Annotated in this window: 26 protein-coding genes and 1 pseudogene; 25 read left to right on the plus strand and 2 right to left on the minus strand. The window is 35.5% G+C overall.

What is annotated here, in order from left to right; translation table 11 throughout:
- Positions 1-53 precede the first annotated feature (53 nt).
- The 22 genes and pseudogenes from ACQCT8_RS00935 (at position 54) to ACQCT8_RS01040 (ending at position 16,618) form a co-directional block, all read left to right on the plus strand.
- Positions 54-512: a VOC family protein gene (locus ACQCT8_RS00935; protein ID WP_426867816.1), complete on the plus strand. Its 459-nt coding sequence runs from the start codon at positions 54-56 to the stop codon at positions 510-512.
- Positions 513-932: 420 nt separating this feature from the next.
- Positions 933-1,508, plus strand: a complete 576-nt coding sequence (locus ACQCT8_RS00940; RefSeq protein WP_426867817.1) for a histidine phosphatase family protein — start codon at positions 933-935, stop codon at positions 1,506-1,508.
- 493 nt (positions 1,509-2,001) lie between these two features.
- The gene (locus ACQCT8_RS00945) at positions 2,002-2,442 is read left to right on the plus strand and encodes a hypothetical protein (RefSeq protein WP_426867818.1); all 441 of its coding nucleotides are present in this window, start codon (positions 2,002-2,004) and stop codon (positions 2,440-2,442) included.
- Complete coding sequence (locus tag ACQCT8_RS00950) at positions 2,439-3,659, plus strand: peptide ABC transporter permease (protein WP_426867819.1); 1,221 nt, start codon at positions 2,439-2,441, stop codon at positions 3,657-3,659. Before ACQCT8_RS00945 ends, ACQCT8_RS00950 begins: the two co-directional genes overlap by 4 nt.
- Complete coding sequence (locus tag ACQCT8_RS00955; protein WP_426867820.1) at positions 3,656-4,318, plus strand: ABC transporter ATP-binding protein; 663 nt, start codon at positions 3,656-3,658, stop codon at positions 4,316-4,318. Before ACQCT8_RS00950 ends, ACQCT8_RS00955 begins: the two co-directional genes overlap by 4 nt.
- 352 nt (positions 4,319-4,670) lie before the next feature.
- The gene (locus ACQCT8_RS00960; RefSeq protein WP_426867821.1) at positions 4,671-4,859 is read left to right on the plus strand and encodes a DUF6176 family protein; all 189 of its coding nucleotides are present in this window, start codon (positions 4,671-4,673) and stop codon (positions 4,857-4,859) included.
- 208 nt (positions 4,860-5,067) lie between these two features.
- Positions 5,068-5,791 (plus strand): annotated as a pseudogene (locus ACQCT8_RS00965) (lipid II flippase family protein).
- Between the two features lie 493 nt (positions 5,792-6,284).
- Positions 6,285-6,833: a GNAT family N-acetyltransferase gene (locus ACQCT8_RS00970; protein ID WP_426867822.1), complete on the plus strand. Its 549-nt coding sequence runs from the start codon at positions 6,285-6,287 to the stop codon at positions 6,831-6,833.
- 97 nt (positions 6,834-6,930) lie between these two features.
- Entirely contained in the window at positions 6,931-7,128 is a 198-nt protein-coding gene (locus ACQCT8_RS00975; RefSeq protein WP_426867823.1) for a hypothetical protein, read from the plus strand.
- Positions 7,129-7,251: 123 nt separating this feature from the next.
- Positions 7,252-7,497, plus strand: coding sequence for a hypothetical protein (locus ACQCT8_RS00980; protein ID WP_426867824.1), 246 nt, complete (start codon positions 7,252-7,254; stop codon positions 7,495-7,497).
- A gap of 520 nt (positions 7,498-8,017) precedes the next feature.
- Positions 8,018-8,509, plus strand: coding sequence for a DUF4825 domain-containing protein (locus ACQCT8_RS00985; protein ID WP_426867825.1), 492 nt, complete (start codon positions 8,018-8,020; stop codon positions 8,507-8,509).
- 80 nt (positions 8,510-8,589) lie between these two features.
- Positions 8,590-9,363 carry a class I SAM-dependent methyltransferase gene (locus ACQCT8_RS00990; RefSeq protein WP_426867826.1) on the plus strand — a complete coding sequence of 258 codons (774 nt, stop codon included), beginning with the start codon at positions 8,590-8,592 and terminating at the stop codon, positions 9,361-9,363.
- Between the two features lie 270 nt (positions 9,364-9,633).
- Entirely contained in the window at positions 9,634-10,284 is a 651-nt protein-coding gene (locus ACQCT8_RS00995) for a DNA alkylation repair protein (RefSeq protein ID WP_426867827.1), read from the plus strand.
- Between the two features lie 41 nt (positions 10,285-10,325).
- Positions 10,326-11,081, plus strand: coding sequence for a class I SAM-dependent methyltransferase (locus ACQCT8_RS01000; protein ID WP_426867828.1), 756 nt, complete (start codon positions 10,326-10,328; stop codon positions 11,079-11,081).
- A 67-nt stretch (positions 11,082-11,148) separates the two neighbouring features.
- Entirely contained in the window at positions 11,149-11,634 is a 486-nt protein-coding gene (locus ACQCT8_RS01005; RefSeq protein ID WP_426867829.1) for a tetratricopeptide repeat protein, read from the plus strand.
- 32 nt (positions 11,635-11,666) lie between these two features.
- Entirely contained in the window at positions 11,667-11,972 is a 306-nt protein-coding gene (locus tag ACQCT8_RS01010) for a hypothetical protein (protein ID WP_426867830.1), read from the plus strand.
- Entirely contained in the window at positions 11,969-12,529 is a 561-nt protein-coding gene (locus ACQCT8_RS01015) for an N-acetyltransferase family protein (protein WP_426867831.1), read from the plus strand. Before ACQCT8_RS01010 ends, ACQCT8_RS01015 begins: the two co-directional genes overlap by 4 nt.
- Positions 12,530-12,544: 15 nt before the next feature.
- Entirely contained in the window at positions 12,545-12,967 is a 423-nt protein-coding gene (locus tag ACQCT8_RS01020; RefSeq protein ID WP_426867832.1) for a GNAT family N-acetyltransferase, read from the plus strand.
- Positions 12,968-12,987: 20 nt separating this feature from the next.
- Positions 12,988-13,800 (plus strand): lipid II flippase Amj family protein, encoded by an 813-nt coding sequence (locus ACQCT8_RS01025; protein ID WP_426867833.1) that lies wholly within the window; start codon positions 12,988-12,990, stop codon positions 13,798-13,800.
- A 64-nt stretch (positions 13,801-13,864) separates the two neighbouring features.
- Positions 13,865-14,107, plus strand: coding sequence for a hypothetical protein (locus tag ACQCT8_RS01030; protein ID WP_426867834.1), 243 nt, complete (start codon positions 13,865-13,867; stop codon positions 14,105-14,107).
- Positions 14,108-14,499: 392 nt separating this feature from the next.
- Entirely contained in the window at positions 14,500-15,048 is a 549-nt protein-coding gene (locus tag ACQCT8_RS01035; protein ID WP_426867835.1) for a DUF7010 family protein, read from the plus strand.
- 346 nt (positions 15,049-15,394) lie between these two features.
- Complete coding sequence (locus ACQCT8_RS01040) at positions 15,395-16,618, plus strand: dicarboxylate/amino acid:cation symporter (RefSeq protein WP_426867836.1); 1,224 nt, start codon at positions 15,395-15,397, stop codon at positions 16,616-16,618.
- 121 nt (positions 16,619-16,739) lie between these two features.
- On the opposite strand, the gene ACQCT8_RS01045 is transcribed toward ACQCT8_RS01040, so the two are convergent.
- Both ACQCT8_RS01045 and ACQCT8_RS01050 read right to left on the minus strand, forming a co-directional pair.
- Positions 16,740-17,120 carry a DUF1761 domain-containing protein gene (locus ACQCT8_RS01045; protein ID WP_426867837.1) on the minus strand — a complete coding sequence of 127 codons (381 nt, stop codon included), beginning with the start codon at positions 17,118-17,120 and terminating at the stop codon, positions 16,740-16,742.
- Between the two features lie 4 nt (positions 17,121-17,124).
- Complete coding sequence (locus ACQCT8_RS01050; RefSeq protein ID WP_426867838.1) at positions 17,125-18,021, minus strand: helix-turn-helix domain-containing protein; 897 nt, start codon at positions 18,019-18,021, stop codon at positions 17,125-17,127.
- A 562-nt stretch (positions 18,022-18,583) separates the two neighbouring features.
- On the opposite strand from ACQCT8_RS01050, the gene ACQCT8_RS01055 reads away from it, so the two are divergent.
- The 3 genes from ACQCT8_RS01055 (at position 18,584) to ACQCT8_RS01065 (ending at position 19,621) form a co-directional block, all read left to right on the plus strand.
- Positions 18,584-18,793 (plus strand): hypothetical protein, encoded by a 210-nt coding sequence (locus ACQCT8_RS01055; protein WP_426867839.1) that lies wholly within the window; start codon positions 18,584-18,586, stop codon positions 18,791-18,793.
- A 220-nt stretch (positions 18,794-19,013) separates the two neighbouring features.
- Positions 19,014-19,349 carry a hypothetical protein gene (locus ACQCT8_RS01060; RefSeq protein ID WP_426867840.1) on the plus strand — a complete coding sequence of 112 codons (336 nt, stop codon included), beginning with the start codon at positions 19,014-19,016 and terminating at the stop codon, positions 19,347-19,349.
- A gap of 110 nt (positions 19,350-19,459) precedes the next feature.
- Positions 19,460-19,621 (plus strand): hypothetical protein, encoded by a 162-nt coding sequence (locus tag ACQCT8_RS01065; RefSeq protein WP_426867841.1) that lies wholly within the window; start codon positions 19,460-19,462, stop codon positions 19,619-19,621.
- Positions 19,622-19,772: the final 151 nt, after the last annotated feature.

Consider the following 19,772-nt stretch of genomic DNA (forward strand, 5'->3'; position numbering starts at 1 on the left):
TTTGTAAATATGTACTTAAATTAAGGGGAGCAATCGATAAAAGGGGTTTAATAATGATAAAAGGCTTATACGAAGCACATTTACCTGTAAGTAATTTAAATCGTTCAATTGAATTCTATGAAGGACTTGGTTTGCTATTTGATCACAAGGTTGAAGACAAATTGGCTTTCCTATGGATTGAAAAAGATAAAAGTTGGTTGGGGTTATGGGAAACAGATAAAGTAGAACTTGAGTATCATCCATCAATAAGACATATTGCATTTCAAGTAACAGTAGAAGACATAAAAAACTCAGTTGCCTGGCTAAAAAGCAAAGGTTGTCAGCCAAGAGAGGCTTTTGGTTTCGATCCCATTGAGCCTTTTGTAATGTCTCTAGAAGAACATGCACACGCTAAAATTCATTTTAATGACCCAGACGGAAACAGTTTAGAGTTAATTTGTAAACTAGAAAACCCCCGCAAAATTAAGCAGCGTATGTATTTGAGTGAATGGGAACAAATCAATGAAATGTAATTCGTATGTTAAATAAAATACTTCAGCTACCGGTGAGCGTTTCTTTAAAAAGAAACGTTTTTTTAAAAATTAAAGGAAATTAATGTTAAAATAGTCAGGTGCGTTAATGTAACAAGAAGTTAAGGTTAAGGGGGAATTAATATGAGGAGGTTTATACTTCTAAATGCAAATAGGTTATCATTCATAATTATTTCTATTTTGCTGATTAGTGAGGTTAAAGCGCTAGTGAAAGAAAAATCTACTTGGAATACGATATATGTAATATTGATAAGTATTTCGTGGGTAAGCTTTTTGTTACTTTTTTTAGTAAAGCCTAAAAAAGTCAAAGAGGAGTAATTGTGTATTGAACTACAGGGAAGGTTATTTGAAACTAAGTTTCGATATGGCACAAAATATGAGTCGCATGTTGGGGGAGATATATTGAGTACAGTGGTTTATATGGTGAGACATGGTGAATCGCCGAAAGAGGGTAATGAAAGAACAAGAGGATTGACAGAAAAAGGTTCTAAGGATGCTCTACGAGTAACTAAGATACTGAAGAAAGATAAAAGAATTGAAGTAGTTGTTTCAAGTCCATACATACGTTCAATTTTGACTGTCAAAGAGATAGCAGAACAGATCGGGAAGAAAGTTTTAGTCTTCGAGGATTTAAAAGAGAGGGTCTTTTCTTCTAATGAAAGAAGATTACCTGATTCGGAACTACTTCCAATATTGGAAGAGTCGTTTATAGACATGAATTACTTTTTCGAAGGAGGAGAATCAAATGCTGATTGTCAAAAAAGAGCAATAAACGTTTTAAAAAAACTGTTAGACACGTATAGAGATAAGGAAATAGTGATAGGTACTCACGGTGTTGTTATGACCTTAATGATGAGGTATTTCGATAGCACTTATGACTTGAATTTTTTACATAGTACGTCCAAACCCGATATTTATAGAATGGAATTCAACGAACAGCAATTGGTTCATGTTGAAAGAATATGGGGAAAGGGTTAAATCAGTTAAGGAGAGAGTATTTACTGTGAAACAAGAATAGACGTTTTTATGTCAAACAATTATTGGTTTGCCTATTCCTTTAACGTGTTATTCTTCTGCAACTGCAACATTCACAAAATCAATTTATGGGGTAAGTGCAATACTACTTTTTTGCTTGTAGCTAAATTTATTATTTCAACTCCGCATTTTTTTACTCCCTAATACTTCAATTCATGACTCTCCAATCATATTAAAAACCACAGTTATAAAAGAGTTTTCCTTATATAAGATTCTCGAATCAAATCACTTATCAATATTTAATAATTATTTATTGTTTTTCAATAAAATTGGTGATATTATCTAATTATAAAAAAGGAAAGGATAACCATTCATTCGAGTAGCGAATCCCAAAGTGTGTACGAAAAAATTTGAATTATAACTTGTTGTTTTTACAGCTGCGTAGTTGGTATTTAGGTGAATCTAGTTTCTAGATACAATTTTAAAGGAGTACTTTATGAAATATTCTTTATTTAGATTTATCGACGTTTTTGAGGCGTCTGCTATCTACTTAATCTGTTTTGCTTCAAACTTATTATTTATTTATGTACAAACAATGACCTTAAAAGTTCCCTTTATTTTAGAGACTTTTATTAAAAGTATTATTGATTATCAACTTATAATAAATATTCTTCTTACATTTTTAATCATCGTCTTTCACTATCAATTTTTAAACCGAAAGAAAACAGAAATATCTTGCCGAATACTTGTAGGAGATACAATGGCAAATATTATCATCCGATATGTCTTGAATAGTCTAGCTATAGTAGGGTTTAGTTTTTTACTATCACTTTTATTAAATCTCTATTTAGAACTGAATGCAGCCAGCAATCTCTACTTAGTTTTTATTTTTATTTTGTACATAGTAATAAGTGCAGGTCAGGTGAAAAAAGAATGAGTATTTTACGATTTTTTATAACAAGAATCTTTTTAAAAAGATGGATCCTTGTTTTGGGAATGGTCCTATTACTTTTTCTTGCGAATTATCTTACTTTTACTGCTGCTCGTTCCATTATTTCAACTTTTCAAGGTTATGAACAAATAGAAATGCTGAATCGAGAAGGAACGTTTATTGCTAATCTAGACCCGGATAGTAAAACGGAAGATGAGACAATTAATGTAGATAAAACCAGAAAATTATATGAGTATTTAGACAAAAATTATACTTATGCTCTTCAAGTCGATGGTTTTGTTACTTCATTAGAGAATGAACATGATATGGAAGTTACTTTCAGCTATATCAACGAAGAGGCTTATAAACTCAATCAATTGGGATTATCCCAAGGAAACCACTTAACCTTCAATTATCATTTAAATCAAAATCAAATACCTGTTTTAGTAGGTGCAGGTCTGGCCGGAACCTACCCTATAGGGTCAACAATCAAGATTAAAAACCCTGTCACCAAGCAAGTAGTCAATTTACACGTTCAAGGAGTCTTAGAGAAGAATACTTATCGTTCTAATTTTTATGCTCCCAACTCAAAGAATTACTTCAATTTTGCAATGATTCTCCCTGTGAATGAAGAATTTGTTCAAAGTGCGGGTCTTGACCTCCACGTGAATGGTCTGATGGACATTGCGCTTCTTGATTCGACAGAAGAGGAAGCAATGAATGTTAAAAAACAGATCCAGGAAAATCTAGGGATGGAATTCAACTTATTTACTCAACAGGAAAACATTAAATACTTTGAAGATTATTATGTTTATTCACTCAAAATCATCTGTACGATCACCTTACTTTTACTCATAGTCATTATATGTCTAGCCACCTGGAATACCTTGATAAGTATTCGATTAATGATAAAAGATTTTACGATCAATTTAGTAGTTGGATTAAGTTATGCAAAACTAAGAGCCATTTTTTATAGTTATTTTGGACTATTAATTACTATTAATCTGGCGCTATTATTTGCAATAACCGCTTTCAATAGATATGGCTTTTGGTTAAGAAAAGAGAACATGTTTGCTACTTACGGAATATTTGGCTTAATAAGTATGGATTGGCTTGCTTTACTGATTGTACTTTTTATTGATTTGATGATTGGATTTACGATTGTTGAACTTACGATCAAAAAGATTAGACGGATTCCGATCTCCGTGGGGGTTTTAAATTGACGAGTATAATTAAACTGGAAATCCAGAAAAAAACATTCAAGAAAAAAGAGTTTTCTATCTTACAAGATTTTGAGCTGGAAGTTGAACCTGGAGAAAGACTTTCTATTATAGGCGAGTCTGGAGTGGGAAAAACTTCTTTGCTTAATATTATGGGGCTGCTTGATACACACTATCAAGGGAGCTATAAGCTGTTTGATTCCTCTGTTAAGGATTTATCACAAAATAAACTGGCTGAGTGGCGCAATCGAAAAATTGGTTTTGTTCTTCAGGAGTCCGCACTCATACCTTCGTTGACCTTAGAGGAGAATATCAAATTGCCCCTTCTATATGCGAACCTTAAAAAAGACCCAACTGCCCAGGATCACTTTAAACGAATTAGTACTAAGATTGGAATTGAGTCCGTTCTGAAAAAAAAACCGCTTGAGTGTTCTGGCGGCCAGCGATCCAGAGCTGTTTTTGCCAGGGCTGTCATCATGAATCCCCAAATCATTTTAGCAGATGAACCAACGGCGTCTTTAGATTCAAAAAATAAAGAAAATATTATCAATCTACTTTTTGAGATGAATAAAGAATTTAATACTACTATTATAACAGTGACCCATGATTTAGATGTAGCCAATCGTCATGAACGAATCATTACTCTTGAAAGGAATGAGTAAATTGGGACTCTATATAATGATCATGTCATTCATACTTGGCATATTCTTAAATATTATTGGTGTTGCTCGGTGGAAACGGAACTTTTTATACAAGTTTCTTATGGTGCTTGGAATCATTTTCGTTCTTTTTGCTGTTTATCTAGCAAGGCCTCATTAAAGATTATAACTACATATATCGATCATAAATTATACTAATAGTAAAAATGCGATGCATAAATTTCTTTAGAAATTTCCACGAGGAGACTCACGTGGAAAAAAACATAAATCACATTGATAAACTTTTGAAGTTAATCCGCTGAAAAAGAAACGGCTGATTCACAAGAGGTTGAGGGCACCACTGAGGAGGATAACGGTGGAGATACTGTTGATAGCGATGACAGCGGAGACACGGAAGAAGGATCCTCGGATGATGGCAGCGCTGAAAATGATTGATAGAAAACACCTTTCATATTGGAATGAATGTATTGATGAAACGTATAGACCAATTGATTTACAACCTGAAGTAATAATGATTTCTAAGAAAGTTAGAGAATCAATGTAGTAAAAGAGTGTTGGGTAATCGATTCTTCTTTAACTAACGGAGTGCATTCCTTCAATCAGGAGTGCTTTTTTTCTTTGTCCAACAAAAGGAAAGTAATGTTAGATTAAAGGCGCAGGTTAGGTAAAATAGATTATTTATGTTAATTAGTTCCAAAGACAATAATTTAAGTTATAATACATTTAATACCATTTCGCTAAGGAGTCTAAAGATGGAACTAATTACAAACAAAATCATATTAATATCAGTATTCTTATTGGTAGTAACGACGATAGAAACATTAGCGTATTCCACTAGAATTTCCGGGGCAAAGGTGAAGTTAATTGCTACTGCCTTATCTTTATTCAGTACGCTAGTGATCATTTCGAGGGCCTCAACGATGTTACAGCAACCCTTGACTGCTAAGCTGATTGCAGAGGCTCCTGATACAAATAAACTTCAAATCATTGAGGAACAATACAGAATTTTAATCGGGGTTACTTCGATCGGTGTTTTACTAGAGAGCAATTATTCAGCTATCAAACGAGCGTGGTTCTATAGTTTCGTTATTTGTTAAACAATTCAATGTATCAGGGGTTAAGAAAATTATTAAATGTTCCAGGATACCAAGGTGGTCATACCTTAACGGAGTGACTTTACAGACCATTCCTAAACGTCTTTTTTTGATTAATGTTATTATTTCAGCAGTTTTTACAACAGGTGTTCTTTCTTCGATTTATGCTTCTATGTTAGTTCCAACTGATTATGCTCAGGCTGCTTTAATGTCCTCTGGAATAATTAATGGAATAGCGACAATTCTTCTGACTTTATTTGTAGACCCTAAAGCTTCTGTAATGGCTGATAGAGTAGTGAATAACCAGAGTCACTATATATACTTGAAAAGTTATTCTCTGACAATGGTTAGCTCCAAATTAGTCGGAACTATTGCTGCCTAGTTAATATTTATTCCAGCTGCGTACTATGTCGCCTGGTCTGCTAAATGGATTTAGCCATATTAAACAAACAGGCAGGTTATTTAGTAGGAAGGTGAACATAATTTTATATTTTTCTTTAACTGCAGTCTTCAATTTCCTTTATGGGTACATATTTCACTATATATTCGTTTTATTTGTGTTACTTTATCTGTATATTGCAGAAGCTCTCGGCTGGACATTAGACCCTACACTAGAAAAAGGTTTATTAATCCCCATTCTAATTTTAGCAATAATTGCAAGTGTAATTTATTTCTTAACAATTGTTTTTACAAATCTGTTTTTGTGGAAGAAAACCCAATTTAGAAAAAACTATTTCTTAGTAATTCTCTGTACCACTTTTTCATTAGGAGTCGTTTCTAACGGAGAAAGATTTAGTACCTTTTTCAATTAACGTGGCAGAATCGTGTATTAATTGAGATTACTTTAATAATGAAGGATAGGAGGAAATCATGTTTTGCTTACTGTTGATGAAGAAATTACGCTAAAAATATTGACGAAAGAAAACGCTGCTGATCTATTTAAAATTGTTGAAAAGAATCGTGATTTTTTAAGAGAGTGGCTGCCATGGGTGGATAGCAAAAAGACGGTTGAAGACGTTCAGAGTTCGATTGAAAGATGGGGAGATAAATATACATCTAATACTGCGATAAATGCTGGGATTTTCTATAAAGGCGAACTTGTTGGAATGGTGGCTTTTCCTGAAATAGACTGGAAGGCAAAGAAGACAAGCTTCGGATATTGGTTATCACCTGATTTCGAAGGGAAAGGCATCGTAGTGAGATGTATCAAGGAGCTAACAAGCTATGCTTTTAGAAAGCTAGATCTAAATAGACTTGAAATAAGCTGTGCAGAAGATAATTTAAGAAGCAGGGCTTTACCAGAAAAACTTGGCTTTTTTAAAGAAGGCATATTACGTGATCATTATTATTTAAACGGCAATTTACATAATTTATTTGTTTATAGCATAATCAAAAGTGATTGGGAAAAGATCACGGAAAATTAAAAGGGAACAATGTTTAAGCATTCCTTCATTCATATGTATCCTGTACTTAAAGCAAACAGGCATTAATTTTCAATAAAAGACTATAAGGAGGGCTTATATGATAATAAGAATATTAATTGGAATTATTGTTGGTGGATTACTTGGTTTTATAAGTTGTCTTCTTATAGGTAGTGCAATAGATGCAACAGATGAAACAGCACTTTTTGCGATCTATTTCGGAATTGTTTCAGGTTTATTGGTTTGTTTAATTATAGAAGTTAATAAACTTAATCATACGAAGAAATTTAATGACTGAAGTATTTTAATATTTGAGTAAAGGGTGCTTTAAGAAATAACGAGTTCATCAAAATGACGGATTTCTGTACTGCATTATTTAATGAATAATTGGTTTCGGTCATAACGACAAAGGGGTGCAGATATGAAGCAGGACATTCAAATGATAATGGGATACATGGGTTATTTTCTAATAGGTTATATGGCTTTGAGAGCCTTGTTGCTTCAAAATGACAAGATAGGATTTGCATTACTATTTATCGGTATGAGTTTACTTATAAGCTATGTTCATTCTTTTGAGAAAAAACAAGGCGCCCCTAAATATAGTGCTCACATTAAATTTACTTTAAGTCTGGTTTTTCCCTTTTCAACATTAACGATGGTTTACTAAACGAAGTACAATGTGATCCTCTCGACACGCTTTATTAGGGTTAATCTTGTTGAATTAAAGGGTGGGATTGCTCAACTAGAGTCGCTGCTTCTTACGCTAACGAAGCAGTTTAGCTAAAAAAATTTAAATATTACAGTCTTTTTTGTTGATATGTACTTTTACAAAACATCAAAATCCTTACTCTTTGTTATTTCCTTTTTTTTCACTGTTATAATTTTACATACAATACTTTTGTTAAGGGGGGTTAATATGAGTTTCTTATCAGCAATAGCCAAGGCTTTTTTACAATTTGGAGCTATTACAGTAGTTATCATTCTAATTCTTATAATAGGAGGAATCTACCTAATAAAAAACTTGAAAAAGAAAAAAGGTAATGCATAAATAGAAATAAGATTACTTTGTGAATAAATGCACTTAAACTATCGGGTGCGATAGCTCAACAAGAGTAGCTGCTTCTTGCGATAATGGAACAAAATTGTTAAACAATTTCTATGATTTTTTTCATAAGGGGGAATTGAAGTTGAGGCAAAAGAATAGTTTTTTACTGATTTCATCATTGATAATGCTCTTTTTAAGTGGTTGTAATTCAAGTGATAATAATGCTGATGTTGATTTATTCCAATATAAAGGTTCATATGTAGGTGATAACAGCGCAGTAATTAATTCTGTTAATCATTTACAAGGCGCAAAACATTTTAGTGGAGTAGAACTCAAAACAAAAGATGAACCCTATGGAATTACTGTAAACTATAACTGGTTCGACTCAGGATTAGATGATAAAGAAACTGCTATTAACAATGCGTCTTATTTATTTACATTGATACAAAATGTGGACTGGATAAAATTTGATTTTGAAATGGTTGAAGAAGTGTACGAGTATAAAATTACGCGGGAGAACCTTCAAGAGTTGTATGGAATAGAATTCAGTGAAATTGACAACGAAGTTAAGCTAAAAGGCCTTATACAAGAATCTTTAAAAGACGAAAAGAAAGTAAATGAACTTTTAAACTAACTGGGGCGATTGTTCAACAAGAGCAATCGCTTTTTCACTACTAGTGCAGGTTAATGGAACTTAGAAAGTAGGGATTAATTATGGATACAACGAAACAAAACAGTACTGCTTGGGACGAGAAAGTGAAAGAGGGGTCTAGATACACCAAGTCTGTAAGCACTGAAGTTATTGAAAGAGCTAAAAATGATGATTGGGGAATTACTGTAACTACTGAAAAACATGTGCCTAGAAAATGGTTTCCTAGTACGTTGAAGGGTTTGAAAATTCTTTGTTTAGCTTCCGGAGGAGGACAGCAGGCACCAGTACTTTCAGCAGCAGGAGCAGACGTTACGGTGACTGATATTTCTAAGAAGCAGCTAGAACAAGATCAGAAAGTTGCAGAAAGGGATGGGCTATCTTTAAAAACAGTACAAGGTGATATGATAGATCTCAGTGACTTTGAGGATGAGTCATTTGATTTGATTGTAAACCCAGTTTCTAATTTGTTTGTTAAAGATATACACCTTGTTTGGAAAGAGGCATACAGAGTTTTGAAGAGGAATGGTGTACTGATCACTGGATTCACAAACCCTCTTTTATGGATTTTTGACGATGAGAAAGAAAGAACAGGCATTCTTGATGTTAAATACTCTATACCTTCATCCACTCTTGATTACCTGCCAGAAGGTGATGTAGAAGGGTACATTCAATCAAATCAAACAATTGAGTATGCGCATACTTTGGAAGACCAGATCCAGGGTCAAATCGATGTCGGCTTTGCTATCACTGGATATTACGAAGACGATTTTGGAGGATCAAGAATTTTAGATAAGCATATCAAGACTTTCATTGCTACACGAGCTGTAAAGTTTTAACGACAAAGATTGAATCTTGATATCAAGTCTTTAAAGAATGGGGCTAATCTTGAATAATGATTGGTTCGCATTTCAGAATTTATCGACCAAAATAGTAGACCTGGGGGCATTTCTTGAAAAAAAGAAATGCTCTTTTCGTATCTTATTAAAAGGAAGTAAATGTTAGTAGTATACTAAAGATGGCTGACCTTCTACTACAAGTTGTTGTACTTATACGAGATATTCTATCAAAAACATATTATGAAAAGCTCAAGAAAGGAGTTATTTAAAATGAACGAAAAACGCTCTTCAAAAGCAGAAAATATTCTCATTCAAATCAATAGCAAAACGAAGCTGGGAGACTTACGAAAGATCGCGAAAGACATTAAAAAAGATCACGAACTAGCGATGGAACTTTGGTCAACCGAAGGGTATTTGCCCAGGCTATTAGCCATCTTAATTATGGACAAAACACTTCTCTCACAAGATGTGCTAGATAAGCTTGATAAGGATATGCAGACTCATACTGTTGATGAGCGAAATTACTTAATGGATTGGTTAATGGCCAATCAGCTTACCAAACACAAGAATAACATTGCATTGATGGAGTCGTGGGAAAATAGTCCTTCTGCTCTTCAAAGGCGGGCTTTCTGGTATTATCAAGCGCGATTAAGATGGACTGGACAAACACCGCCTGACAATACAGAAGATCTGCTATCTGCGTTAGAAGCGACTATTGGGCAGGAAGAACCTGAAGTTCAATGGGCCATGAATTTTACCGCAGGCTGGATAGGCGTTTATGATGAAAAGAATCGCGCATGTTGTATTGAAATTGGTGAGAAAACGGGTCTATACAAAGATGAAACTGTAGCGAAAGGATGTACTCCCAACTATTTGCCGGAGTTCATTACGATGGAAGCTAACAAAAGACTTAATAAGTAGTTATCTCTGAAAAAATAGTTGAGCTGGATGGGGGAATTAGTTTGTCAGCTGATATTCTTAAACAAAACAAAAATAGCTGGGATAAGGTAGCTCATCATTTTAATGGGAAGGATGCATTGCCAAGCTATGGTCCTTTTGCACAAACTGAAGATGAATTGCGACTATTTGATGGAATTGAAAATAAAAAAGTTCTTGATATCGGCTGCGGAAGCGGTCATTCATTGAAATATATGACGAATCAGGGTGCCAGCGAATTATGGGGGATTGACTTATCTGAGACTCAAATAAAAACAGCAAAAGAAACGCTAGAAGGATTAGATGCCCATTTATTCTGCTCCCCAATGGAAGAGGCCTGTGGATTGCCCAAGCACTATTTTGATATGGTTTACTCAATTTATGCCATTGGCTGGACGACAAATCTTTCAGCTGCGTTCGAACTGATCCACTCTTATTTGAAGCCGGGAGGTTCCTTTATATTTAGTTGGGATCATCCCCTATATGCTCATTTAAAAAGTGGGAACGGCCAAATTTATTTAGAAGGTGCCTATCAGAATGAAGGGGTGATCAAGTATCCGAACTTTAAGGGCGAGGAGGCCCCAGTGGTCATTCCAACAAGAAAGATGGCCACGTATATAAATGAGTTAATAAAAGCAGGATTTACCATTGAATTCGTCATTGAAAGTGATGTTTCAAGTAACTACGACGAGGTAAAGGAAGAGATTTCTGATCAATATTATTCTCTATACAAGGCAAGGAGATTCCCGACTACTATGATTATTAAATCGATTAAAAGATGATCTTTTATACTCTCTTAAAAGGATGACAGGAAATTAATTAAAGAACTGGTTGAAGGGGAGCAAATGGATGGAGAAAGAGTTAAACCAAGCAATTGAATTAAGAAAAAATAGAAATCTAATAAAATCAAATAAACTATTGATCAAACTGGTTCAGGATTTTCCAGATGCAGCGTCTATTAACTACCAATGTGCCTGGAGTTTTGATTTGTTAGGAGAAGAATCAAAAGCAGTGCCCTATTACGAACGCGCAATCAAGTTAGGGTTGCCTTCAAAGGAATTAAAGGGTGCCTTATTAGGATTAGGAAGTACATATCGATCATTAGGTGAATATAAAAAGTCAGAAACTACATTTCTAAAAGGAATTGAATTATTCCCAGACAATAAAGCCATTCAAACATTTTACGCGATGACCTTATATAACTTAAACCAACATAGCTGTGCGATGGAGTTGCTGTTAAATTGCTTAACAGATACAACCAGAGACGATGAACTACTGGGTTACAAAAACGCAATTGATTTTTACTCCAATAAATTAGATGAAATTTGGAAGTAGTTGTAGAAGAAACAGACGATGGGGGTCTAGTTATGTGGATAATTTTCGGAATTATTGCAATCATAGCAACATTGATAAATATTTATTTGTTCTCAAAAGGAAAAGATTATAAGCTTGCAATGGCGTTGGGATTATCATTTACAGCCCTCACACTCTGCGCTGAATACAGTCTTGTATCGAATTGGGTAGTGGTGGAAGATATGGGAGCTTTATTGGATGTAGTGCCTACCATGGAGAAGGTATTATGGTTTTTGACCATTGCTTCAATCCTGCTGAATATTATTCCTATAATTTTAGAACGAAAAGATAAGAGAGCAAAGAAAGCGAGAGGCATATGAATATAAGGAGAGCACATATTAAAGATGCGAGAGGCGTTGCAAAAGTACAAGTTGACTGCTGGAAAACCACTTATAAAAACATTGTGCCAGATGAGTACTTAAACATAATGACATATGAGAGTAGAGAACAAATATGGAAATCTATAATAGCAGACCAAGCAGTATTTGTAGCTGAAACGGATGAGGGTGAAATAATTGGTTTCTCTAATGGTGGAAAAGAAAGAACAAGCAAGTACCCTGCTTACAATGGTGAATTATATGCAATCTATATTTTAGAGGATTATCATAGGAAAGGATTAGGCAAGTTATTAATAAATCCTATCATTGAAGATTTAATACAAAACGAAATATTTTCAATGGTTGTTTTAGTATTAGAAGAAAACAATTCCCGTTTATTTTACGAGTCCCTTGGTGCCAAACAGATTGATATTATTGAGATAGAGGTTTCAGGAAAAAGGTTAAATGAACTTGTATATGGCTGGCAAGATATAAGGAAGTTTAAGTGTGATTCCGTGGAAAATCATAAGATCAGGTCTAGTTTCAAACCGAATAATTAATAAGGAGAAAAACTAATGAAGACCGTTCATATTGCTAATATTGAGGATCTAGACATGATCGCTCGCATAGATAAAGAGCTTATTGGCAATACAAGCAGGTTAAGCTATTTCAAGAAATCTATTGAGCTTGGAAATTGTCTAATCGCAAAATGTGACAAGGAGATAGCAGGCTTTTTAATCTACGAAACAAATTTCTTTCATTGTGCTTTTGTATCACTCGTGGTCATTTCACCATCTTACAGACGTAAGGGATTTGCAAGTCTATTGTTGGATTATATGATGAGGCAATCTCCCACTTCAAAAGTTTTTTCTTCTACTAATCGCTCTAACATTAGTATGCAGAAGGTATTTGATTCGAATGGTTTCATTACAAGCGGGATAGTGGAAAACTTGGATGAGGGTGACCCGGAGATTATCTATTTTAAATCTAAAAAATAATATGAAAAGAAGGGTACTGAATGGAACTCATAAGTGAAAAAGTCATTTTTATAGCTTTGTTTATTTTTATCATCCATTCGGTAGAGACATTAGCTTATGCGGTGAGGTTATCAGGTGCAAGAGTTAAAATGATAGCCTCTGCTTTATCTCTTTTTAACATTATGGTGATCGTCTCAAGGTTAGCAAACATGATGCAGCAGCCATTCACCGGCAATCTAATTGATACGGCTCCTAAGGAAAATACGCTGGAGTTTGTAGAAGCACAATTTCGTATTCTTATTGGTGCATCTACTGTTGGGACGCTATTTGGAATTATTCTGCTGCCAACTTTCATAGCCTTGTTTTCAAGAGCGATCATTCATTTATCAGAGGAAAAAGGGTCAGTTCCTTCTTTGATGAAAAGAATCTTATCCATACAGTACATAAAGCGCGGCATCACTCATTTTAGTCTGCCGAAGTTTTCTTACCTGCAGAATACCAGGGTTAAGGATATTCCCATCAGTCTATTTGTTGCAAATATGGTTATTACAGCAATCTATACGATAGGTGTATTAGCTGCACTATATGCTGCTTTACTAGTACCTGACAGAGCAGGTACCGCAATTATGGCTTCCGGTTTGATTAATGGAATAGCAACAATCCTGTTGGTTTTGTTAATTGATCCCAAAATATCCGTCCTGGCAGATGATGTTGTGAATCAAAGAGGAAGCTACGAAAAGCTGAAAAGTATTTCTTTAATGATGGTAATATCACGCTTGCTAGGGACGTTACTGGCTCAAGTTTTGTTTATTTGGGGAGCAAGGTATATCGCTTGGTTTACTGAATTCTACTAGGACCTAGTCGCGAGATATGGATGGCTATAAATCAGTATAAATAGATTAAATGAGGGATGATCAAATGGAGAAAAGCATTAGAAAAGGGAGTATGTATGGATTCTTAATTACATTAGCCCTCGGGATTTTATTGGTGGATTACAAAGTAACGACTCCTTTTGACGGTGGTTATACGACAGAGTATGTCCCAGTTTTCGAATATAGTATGTCTATCCTTCGCTACAGTGTACTAGGTGCTTTAGCAGGAATGGTGGCAGGGTGGGGAATATTCATTAAAAACAATAAGGTCAACGAACAGAATACATAGTCGTTTTTTTTTCTAAACAGTGCATTCCTTCGATAAGGGATGCTTTTTTACTTGTTAATGAAAAGGAAATGAATGTTAAGCTATAAGGGTAGGTTTCATGGTAGGAAGAAGTTATACATAAAAAATAGCTTTCATCTGGCGGTTCCGTTGAAAAGAGTTTCTATACACCATCACTGCTTTCTGGCGATTGTATTAAAAAGAGGATAAATTTATGAATGTCAGTTTAATTATTTTAGGTATCATCATATTTTTCGCGGGCTTACTAACTCCAATAAGTGATTTTATTACCATGCCAATTTCAATGATCTTTATAGTTTTTGGAATAAGTCGTTTAATAAAAAGAATCTCATTTTAGTCATCCTCATGAGAAATATATTAAGGAGGAGAAGAATATGGAGGATTTACTAAAAGAGTTAGCAAGAACAAATGTATCCGGAGCACCCTTTCTATTTGCTTATGGGATGACATGGATGATCTGCGGAGTAGTATGGACAAAATCACGCGCTTCTGTTGCTGCGATTGCCACATTATTTCAAGGGATGGTGGCTTTACCCCTCGCACTATTCATCATGTTTTTAATGGGTGCTTTTGCGAACCGACCGGATACCGGTGAACTCGACAGTCTGGTAATCATTATTTCGATGAGTCAGTTATTAAGCCTGCCACTCTTAATTGTGATGTTTCGCAGGCATCACTATTCTCTGATTCCATATGTTTTTAGCACTGCAGGAGCGATTCACTTCGTCATGTACACCTGGTTGTACCAAACAATCTCCTACATTATCATGTCGATCATCATTGTAATCGCAGTCTCGGTCATCTATTTTTTACATAGTGATAAGAAAGATTTATCTGCTTCCGGGGCATCGAAAGTTTGTTTAGTGACTGGTGTTATTTTAATCTTAAATGCTGTCTATTTGGGTTTTTCTCATTTAAATTGAGGAAAATGAAAAAACTATTAACACTATGTCATAATTCCATATAGGACAGGACATAAATTAAAAGAGTAACATTGAAGCAATGTATATCTTTAGTATGAGGTGAACGGAGCGGAAGGTGGCGACTCCAGCAGGAGATGACAGCAAGCTGAGACTTTACAGGGCAACGACCTAAAAGGCTCGGCGCCGTCCCTGCGGAAAGCTTCCACCTGAAGCGAAGTGAACCGGTCGATGATCCTTAAGCAACTCCTTTGACAATAGCCTACTATTTGTATTACCTTTAATCCCGACCTAATTAATCTGATTTTAAAGAAGTAAACGTAAATAATACATTTTAGGAGGGATTGTATTGAAGAAAATCTGGAAGGGCTATCTGAAAACCTCACTCATTTTGAAAATTACGATTGCCCTTGCGCTCGGTGTAGCCGTCGGGTTTATTTTCGGTGAACAGGCATCTGTCCTGACACCACTTGGCGATCTGCTGATGAATCTATTGAATTTCTTAATTCTGCCGCTTATTTTGTTTACACTAATTGTGGGTGTGAATCAGACAAAGCTGAATTCCCTTGGTCGTATGGGCGGAAAAGTGTTTCTTTATTATGCTGGTACGTCTGCACTAGCCATAATGGTCGGTCTGACGGTTGCATCACTTTTTTCACCTGGTACAGGAATGACGCTTGATACGAGCGAAACATTTGAAGCGCCTGAGAATCCGGGTGTGGTGAGTGTACTGCTCAGTATTGTTCCTTCAAATATTGTGACAGCCTTCTCTGAATTTAATCTGCTGGGAATCATTTTCACGGCCATACTTTTTGGAATTGCGATTTCGTATCTGCGATCAAAAGAAGAGACACAAGCAATGGGAGAGCAGGTCTATGGTGTTGCAAATGGATTAAATGAAGCAACACTCTTCATTGTAAAAGGGGTCCTTCAATATGTACCGATCGGTGTATTTGCCATTGTTGCCAACACAGTAGGTACGCAGGGCAGCGGTATTCTGCTTGAATTATGGAATGTCGTCATGGTGTTGTATGTGGGCATTGCGGTTCAAATTGTCCTGTATACACTTGTGCTGGTCCTGTTTAAAATCAGCCCAGCTGCCTTTTTCAAGCAGGCCAGAACCCCCATGCTGACTGCTTTTGTGACGCAAAGCAGTTCAGGCACACTGCCAATCACGCTAAATGCAGCAAAAAATCTCGGCCTATCCAAGAGTCTATATGGCTTCAGCCTACCGCTTGGCGCCACGATTAATATGGATGGTGCAGCTGTACGGATTGCGGTATCAGCCGTATTTGCAGCCAATGTAGTTGGAGAGCCGCTTGGTTTTTCTGAAATGCTGATGGTGGTTCTCGTCGGAACGCTTGCATCGATCGGAACAGCAGGTGTACCGGGCGCCGGCATCGTCATGATCGCGACCGTATTTGCCCAGCTCGGTTTGCCAATGGAAGCTGTCGCTCTGCTTGCGGCCATTGATGTACTCGTTGGAATGGGTGCAACCATGCTAAACGTCACAGGAGATCTTGTAGGATCCAGTGTGATTAATAAGACAGAAGAAAAGAAGAATGCTGCTTAATTTGTGAAGCTGTCCTGTAATAGGGCAGCTTTTTCTAAAGGTATAAAAAAATCCTGTTCTCTCAACTTTAGAGAACAGGATTTTAGAGGTTTAGGGCAGAGTGTCTCACATCCAATGTCTTTTAAAACAACGTCATAACTCCCCCAATAATCGATAATGCAATAACATGATAGCCAGCTCCAATTAAAAAAACCATTCGGGATTGCTTCGTGTTGGTCCCAAGGCCAAATAAAAAATCCTTGGCATATGCAAGTGTAACAATGATCCCTGCCGCAACGCCTATTAAAGCCCCACTTGCAAAAGAATCTGCAGCGGCAAATTGCAATAAAGCATAAAGGACGATTGTGGTTAATAAGGCTGTGAGTGACAATAAGCCATAGTTTGGCTTTGGGTCCTGAATGTTTAATAAGTTGACCCATTTAAGGCCGAATAATAATGGAGAATAATAGACCATTCCGATAACGATATAAATAAGTACACCAAGCAAAATTGACCAAACCATCAAATCACTCCTTCCGTTTTTTTACGGGCACACAAATCTTGTGAACGAAAAATTCAAACTCTCCCTCTTGGGTAGTCATATAAACAAATTCAAACGGATACTCCCAGGAGAGTTCAGCATTAAAGGTTGAAGGGAATGTATTGTAAAGGTCAGAATACAACAAATCGATTTCATCTCTCGTCATCATTTGATTTGGTATATTCACTGTTAAGGCATCCGTTGCGGGAACAACATGCAGTTTTTCATTGGACCTATCAGCTGCAATGGCTCCGCACAAATATCTGCATTTCTCTTTTGGGGTAATAAAAGGATTATCTAAAGGTAGACCCACAAACTGAGTTGCTTTCGTTTCCAGCGCCAGCTGCTTCCAACTCTTTTTTAATGCATCAGCTTCATACCCATTTACCTCAAGCATGACCTTTAAATGGAACTCCTGAAATGATTCCAATTGAATATGTTCTTTTAATAGAAGAGAAAAGGGATCTTCAGTAGTAGTATAAAGAGAATTATCATCAATAACTTGCATAATCTTGCTGTTTTGAGCTTTGTCCATTTGAGAGGGATATCCTTTCTCCCGTATTTTGCTTGGACTCATATGAAAATACTTTAAGAATGACCGGGATAAGTGAGAAGGTGATGAAAAACCACATCTATAAGCAATATCGGTTATGGAAACTTCAGGTTGATACCAAAGAAGATGAGCGGCAAATTCTAATCTAATCCTTACTATATAGTCATTGGGTGTTTCGCCTATAAACTTTTTAAATTTCCGGTGGAAGTGAAATGGGGAATAGGAAGAGATTTTAGCCAGCTCTTCTAAGGTTAATTTGTCGTCAATATGATCATGGATAAAACTAAAAAGCTCTTGTATATGAGCTTGAGTAAAATCAGAACGATCCATTAAGCAGAATCCTTTCTATCGCAACGTACGTATTGTTGTTATCAGGGATATGTTAATAGTACCACTAACTTTTATACACCGTGTCAGTTAAAAAAGCTTTACTTTATTATTTATAGAGTTAAAAGTATTTGGAAAAAAGCTAAGAGGCCCAGGACGAGCATTCATTTATTTGAGTGTTTTTTTTATCATCAAAAAGGAAATTAATGTTAAGCTAAAAGAAGAGAAGCAGCTTCTGCCAGCTGAAAATAAAACACTTAGATTAAGTGAGGCCATTGAGAACGTAACAAGGTTATTTAATAAGAAGGAAGAAGCAGAGATACCAGATAAAAGGATTGAATATGAAAAATGATTTTACTTGACGCGGGAAGTGGCGCTTATCAACAAGAACAGGAGAAGAAAATGCGATATTGAATAGGATGATAAAATGGCTAGACTTAGTTCCGAGAGAAGGCTGTGATTGAAACATTTTTTCATATGTGAACGTATGAAAAGAGGAATTGAAAGACATAAACAAGCAAAAAGTGATTTTTATTCCGCTTGATAATTGGAAAGGAGTAGAAGTATGGAAGTTTTTTTGATTAGTTTTTTTTCGGCAGTAATCATATTCATCACTGTTCATTCAATAATAAAGGTTTTAAATATAGCCTTAAATAGAGATGAGATATCTAAACGAAAATATAGACTTATGATGGCTGTATCCATTTTTGTTGGAACGTTTGTAGCCTTAGTTTTGCCTTTTGGTTATCAAAGACTGTTTGAAGCTATTATGTAAAGTCTTAGTTTAACAAGCAAATCTATACGAAGAAGATTTCAATAATAGTAGTAACCTTCTTTAATAAGTAAAATCAAAAATAAATTTTTACAGAGCCAAAAAAATGCTAAAACTGGCTTAAGATACGGGTAAAGACTTAAGCAATAAAAGAGCAGCTAGGAAACGTTATTCCTTAATACGGTAGCATAATTAGATTATTTTTGAATTAGGAGAGGTCATGATGTGGTTTATAAAAGAATACTTTTTAGGATATTTGTTGATTATGATTGCGGCACAAGGATATTCTTGGTATTATCTTTCGGGTGAAAGTTCCCCTTTATGGTATTTCATACTATTTGCTATCGCAGGCTTGTTTTTGATCGTACATAAAAATATAAAAAAAGTGCCTGATAGTAAGAAAAGTAATGTGATTTTCTTCGATGTTATCTATATTACTCTTGTTTCTTTACTCGCAAGTTTTCCTTTTCCATTTTTAACATGGATTATAGCTGCATTTCTCCCTATTTTCATTATCCAATACGCGTTTAAGCCCCTTAACCTAAATTATAGAAGATAGAGTCATACGGTCTTCCCACTAAAGGGACGCTCAATTTTTAGAAGTAGTCAGCATTCTTTCTTCAAATAACCTGACAGGGTTCAGAGTAATTTGAAAAAGGGGATATAAAAATGGACTTATTACTATGGATGACGGTGGGGTTGATTACACTGGGATTTATTCTCGCTTTTGTAACAAGAAATTTGGGAAGTAAGAAAAGTACGACTATCCAGTCCATAGTTTGGGGAATAGCGGGTATCTTTCTTATTGTATGGTGGTTATTTACTAAATGAGTAAAACTCAGTGGTTTTAGCAAGTCTTTTAGAGAGGGTTGTAAAGAAAAACAAAAGGGTGCCTTACTGTAATTAGCAAAAATGAGTAGCAATTCCATAGACGTAACTGAACTTATTGAAGGCATTTTTCGGTTGTAGTAGAGTGACTCTA

This window comes from Jeotgalibacillus proteolyticus (assembly GCF_050107735.1).
In the GTDB taxonomy this organism is placed as follows: Bacteria; Bacillota; Bacilli; order Bacillales; family Jeotgalibacillaceae; genus Jeotgalibacillus; species Jeotgalibacillus proteolyticus_A.